Annotated in this window: 5 protein-coding genes; all 5 read right to left on the bottom strand. The window is 23.4% G+C overall.

The features are described from left to right. A partial coding sequence (locus Q0K19_RS14805; protein WP_367172184.1) for a radical SAM protein occupies positions 1–1301 on the bottom strand: 1301 nt, incomplete at its 3' end. 28 nt (positions 1302–1329) lie between these two features. Next, a complete protein-coding gene (locus tag Q0K19_RS14800; protein ID WP_297249311.1) occupies positions 1330–2484 on the bottom strand; it encodes a class I SAM-dependent methyltransferase in 1155 nt (384 codons plus the stop codon). 22 nt (positions 2485–2506) lie between these two features. Next, on the bottom strand, positions 2507–3598 hold the full coding sequence (locus tag Q0K19_RS14795; protein WP_297249309.1) for a hypothetical protein: 1092 nt from the start codon (positions 3596–3598) through the stop codon (positions 2507–2509). After that, on the bottom strand, positions 3595–4656 hold the full coding sequence (locus tag Q0K19_RS14790; protein WP_297249307.1) for a radical SAM/SPASM domain-containing protein: 1062 nt from the start codon (positions 4654–4656) through the stop codon (positions 3595–3597). Before Q0K19_RS14790 ends, Q0K19_RS14795 begins: the two co-directional genes overlap by 4 nt. 32 nt (positions 4657–4688) lie before the next feature. Continuing rightward, a partial coding sequence (locus tag Q0K19_RS14785) for a hypothetical protein (protein ID WP_297249304.1) occupies positions 4689–5315 on the bottom strand: 627 nt, incomplete at its 5' end.

The following is a 5315-nucleotide window of genomic DNA, read 5'->3' as shown; positions in this document are numbered from 1 at the left end:
ACATATATAATAATTAGGTCTGGTCTGGTCTGGTCTGGTCTGGTCTGGTCTGGTCTGGTCTGGTCTGGTCTGGTCTGGTCTGGTCTGGTCTGGTCTGCTATTGCAAATCTAGACCTAAAATTATCACGCCATTTTCTTATTGGTATCCACCAAGCAATTGAATCTATTAATTCTTTTGTAAAAATATTATTTTTTAATATATAATTATCTAACTTTTTATCTGTATATAAAAATGCTTGTAATAAATAATTAATTTTAACATGATCAGTATATACTATAGCATCTTCTAATTTTTTAAATTTAGGTATACAATCATTAGCTCTACAACCACATTCATATAAAGTACATTTGGTAAAATTAAATAATTTTTCATAATTTATTTTATCTTCATATATATTTCCTATTACAGGAAAATCTTTGCAAACACCTCCTGCATAACTACCATCTGTATTAATTCTTATAGCATTAATTCCGCCACAACAATAAAAATTTGTAAATCTCTTTTGCAAATTTCTCATAGCTTTATAGTGATCTAGTCTTATATTAGTTTCTCCATTATTCAAATTAAAATATGGTTTTGGTCCCCAAGGAACTATTTTTAATTTATCTTTTATAAATTTTTTATCATTTATCATATCAACTGTATCATCTATCCATTTTATATATTTTTCATCATATCTTGGATCTACTTTATCAAAAAAATTACCAGATCTAAGTTCAGCTAAATTCATATCAAACTCATATTCATTTCTCAAAATCATTAAACTCTCAAAAAAAATTTGTACTTCTTTATGCATATTTGTATGTAGCATTAAAGATAATCTTATCCTTTTATTATATTTATTTGCTGTTACAATAATATCTTTTATATGTTCAATTTTGGCATATTCAATATGTATAGAAATTGTTATAGTTAAATCTAAATTATAATATTTATTAAATAAACTATCAAAAAATAATACTGATCTACTTCCATTTGTTATTATATAAACAGATACATTTTTATTAAAACTAAATATATAATCTATTAAATCGAATAAATATGGATAGTATGTTACTTCTCCACCTGTTATAGTAAAACAATAGCGTTTTTTTTCTATTGAAAATAATTGGTCTACAGCATGTTTCATTTTTTCTATTGGAGTAAATACAGCATTCTCTAAGGTATTTTGTCCAAAACAATAAGAACATTTATAATTACATTCATATAATACACACCAATCTACAAATAAACAATCATCTTCTATATTACCTTGAAATATTACATCTTCTATTCTAAAATTACTATTTGAATATTTCATTAATTAACCTCCTTAATAAGTCAAAAGATTATGCCACAATTCTATATTGTAATTTTTGATATTTTGAATTATTATAAAAACATATGTAATCTTTACATTTATTAATTATGTCTGGTCTGGTCTGGTCTGGTCTGGTCTGGTCTGGTCTGGTCTGGTCTGGTCTGGTCTGGTCTGGTCTGGTCTGGTCTGCTATTGCAAATCTAGACCTAAAATTATCACGCCATTTTCTTATCGGTATCCACCAAGCCAATGTATTTATTATTCTATTAATATTGTAAATATTAGATTTATTTTGATTTAATAAATATTCGATTTTATTATTTAAATCTATTTCCTTTTCTTTTAGTATATTATTTTTAAATAAATCTTTATTCATCAAAACTATACTCCAATACATATTAATTAAATCTTTATTATAAAATTTTGAGAATAGTTTTTCTATTAATAAAAAATCTTCATCACTAGGTAAATATTGCCACTTAAGTGTAAGAAGATAAAAATAATCAAATACATTATCCATTATATTTTCATCTAATATAACAGCACCAATATTACCTATATTACTTAATTTACCTTCAGATATTGTTATTTTTTTACCTTTTAATGAAGAAAATAATGCTGCATTTGTATATCCATCCCTGTATAACTGAAATAGTGTATCATGTAATATAACTATAGCATTTTTTTTCAAATATGGTAATACCATAAGAAAATCTAAAAATTCACCCGGATTTATATGGGCAGTATCTAATAAACATAAATCTATATCTCCACCTATATTATCCATAAATTTAGCTGCTACTCCTCCTGTATATAGTTTCCATTTATTTTTTAAATGTTGGAATTTTTCATCAATAATAAAACCACATTTTTTACTTATATCTTTCCAATAATATGGATTATAATCTACTGAGTATAATCTTGAATTTTCAATATCTTTTATGGCATTTAATATTATTGCAGAACTGCCTCCAGCACATACTCCTAATTCTAAAATTTTCTTAGGTTTTACTTTTCTTATAATACCATTTAAAAATCTTCTTTCCATATATGTCATTTCACTAACAATAGTATAATATCCCATGTTAATTATTTCTTGATTATCAGTTGATTTTTCATTTAAAATATCATTTATTTCATCTAATACATTACTATCAAAATTTTCAATATTTGTTAAGTCCATATTTTCTCCTTAATGATAAAAGTTATGCAGTGATTTCATATTGTAACCAAGCTTGTAATTTTTTATATTTTAAATTATGATAAAAGCATATGTAATCACTATATACATTAATTAGGTCTGGTCTGGTCTGGTCTGGTCTGGTCTGGTCTGGTCTGGTCTGGTCTGGTCTGGTCTGGTCTGGTCTGGTCTGGTCTGCTATTGCAAATCTAGACCTAAAATTATTACGCCATTTTCTTATTGGTATCCACCAGGCAATTCTATTTATGCTTTTATAATCAACTTTAAATGTAAATTTAATACCTAAAAAAGTAATTCTAAAATATTCACTATTATTTGATATTCCAAATAATGTAAACCAATTAATTTTTAATCTGTATTTTTCTATTGCATGTTTATAATCATCTATTTCTTTATTTAATTCATTTATTAATTCATTTTTTTGAAAATCTAAATGATTGATTACTACAGGATGATAAAAAAATATTGGTTTATCATATTTTTTTAATTCTTTATTAGAAAATATATTTTGCATACTTTCATGCACATAAAGTAATATATTTTGTGAATAAAATGGACTCATAATTGGTTCGCTCAATTCCATTAACCTATATCTAAAAGGGTCAAAACATATATAACCATTATTTTTAAATAATTCAGACCAAAAAAATGGTGGCTGACAATTAATATGGTCTATTCCAGCTTGATATGGTATTGCCGCAGAAAATAATACTATTTTGCTATAACTTGTAATCATATTTACAAAGTTACTTGAATGTTCATAACCTAAATGTTCTCCAACTTCTAGCGATACAGCTAAATCATAATTATCATTATTAATATTTTTATGTTTTTCTAAATCAACTATATCTATATATTTTCTTGGTAACATTAAACTATCTTCTTCTATTTCATTAAAATCAAGACCTTTGAATTTAGATATATTTAACTCTTGAGCAGCTTTTAACCACATACCTATACCACAGCCTATATCGATCATAGAAGTTGGTTTATAATATTCAAACAACATATTTAATATTATTTTCGCAGAATTATAATTTCTTTCTTTAACATAATTCCAAAAATCCATATTATATTGTTCATTTTTTTTATTCATAAAATACTCCTAAATTTCCATTCAGATTCGTAATAGCATTCATTACATGGGTATTGTTTTTCTGAGTTATAGCATAAATATTTTCTTAAATTAGATATTTTATCATTTGTAAATATCTCAAATAAATTATTATCTTTAATATTACCTAATATAAATACTTTATGACCTTCTACATCGCTTCTTAGGTTACAGCAAGGCATAACATATCCATTATAATCTATATGCAAATCTGTAAAAGGATAAAAACATCTAAATACTCTATTATTTACAGAATGAACATCTTTTAAAACCCCGCCTCTGGTATTACCCATTTTTTTAAAATCTGATGCTTTATAAATTATATCTGCCTTATCATATTTTAATTTTACCTGAAGCATCACATCATTATTGATAATAAATTCATCTACATCTAAATTTAATTTTTTTAGTAATTTATTCATTCCATTATTAACTATATTTTCTTTATCAAAAATTTCATCTTTTGAAAAATAATATGACATTAATAAATAATTCATACCATTATTTACTAATTCATCTAAATAGTCTTTAGTTAAATAGTCGGAGTTTGTGAATACCCCTAATCTAGCATTAGGTAATGCTTCTCTAGCCTGTTTAAGTCTTTTTAAAATGATATTTTTATATGATAAAGGTTCATTAAATCTATGAAAATTTATAGTATTTGAATAATTTATATCTTTTAAATTATTAATTATTTTTAAATATAATTCCTCTTCTAATTCTATATTATTTGTATTCCTATCTATTATAGAATTGGGACAAAACCAACATTTTCTATTACAAAAAGAATGAGTTTCTATTTCTATTAATTTTAAATTTTCTTTCAAAATTATTTTTTGCTTATTTATATCTGTAATTTCATTTGTTAAATCTATAATTTTATCTATTGATGAAAATATAGATTTATCTTTTTCATTTATCAATTGATTTTCTTGTTCATTTATTAATTTTAATAATTCGTTTCTTAAAAAGTTTCTTTTCTTTCTAAATGGTATCCACCATACTATATTATCAATATATCTTTTTAAATTATCATACATCTAAATATTCCTAATCATATTAAAACAGTTTTTTATTTTACAAAATTATACAAATCTATTAAAAACCATAAATTACGTTTATTACATATGTCTAAAAAAATCTCTTCAGTTATATATCCATCTCTTATATTATCTACAATTAATTGCTTTAATAATTTTCTTTGATCATTATAGATTTCAATATCTTTTTCTGTTTGCTTAGTCTTATAAAACTTCATATCTATAAAAACATAAGTTAATCTATATAAAGCTACAATAAAATTATTCATTTCATAATTTACTGAATCAATATTTAATTCTTTAGAATAATTGAATATATTTTCTATTGCATCATATTTATCAAATATATACTTATTATCAATAATATTTGTAACAGATTCATTTCTTCTATAATGAAAATATAATGGAATTGGTATATACTCTAATGAATTTGAAATAGAAAATATTTTAAAAATAGCAACTAAATCCTGACTATAAATTTTTTCAGGCATAAAATGGTATCCCAATTTATTTATTAGATCTTTTTTATAAATTTTATCCCATAAAGGAGCATGCATTTTTTCTATAGATAATAAATGTAATATATTATTGCCATATAAAAACTGTGGTATATTTATATGCATGTCTGTTATTTCATCATTTTCTATCCAATAGAAATT

The organism is uncultured Brachyspira sp., assembly GCF_944393015.1.
Lineage (GTDB): Bacteria > Spirochaetota > Brachyspiria > Brachyspirales > Brachyspiraceae > Brachyspira.
The sequence above is the reverse complement of the archived record's forward strand: the minus strand, read 5'-3'. Positions and strand labels throughout refer to the sequence as shown.

What these genes read in the sequence shown, in the direction of transcription:
- Q0K19_RS14800 (WP_297249311.1), bottom strand. Translation starts at nt 2,484, where the DNA reads ATGGACTTAACAAATATTGAAAATTTTGATAGTAATGTATTAGATGAA.
- Q0K19_RS14795 (WP_297249309.1), bottom strand. Translation starts at nt 3,598, where the DNA reads ATGAATAAAAAAAATGAACAATATAATATGGATTTTTGGAATTATGTT.
- Q0K19_RS14790 (WP_297249307.1), bottom strand. Translation starts at nt 4,656, where the DNA reads ATGTATGATAATTTAAAAAGATATATTGATAATATAGTATGGTGGATA.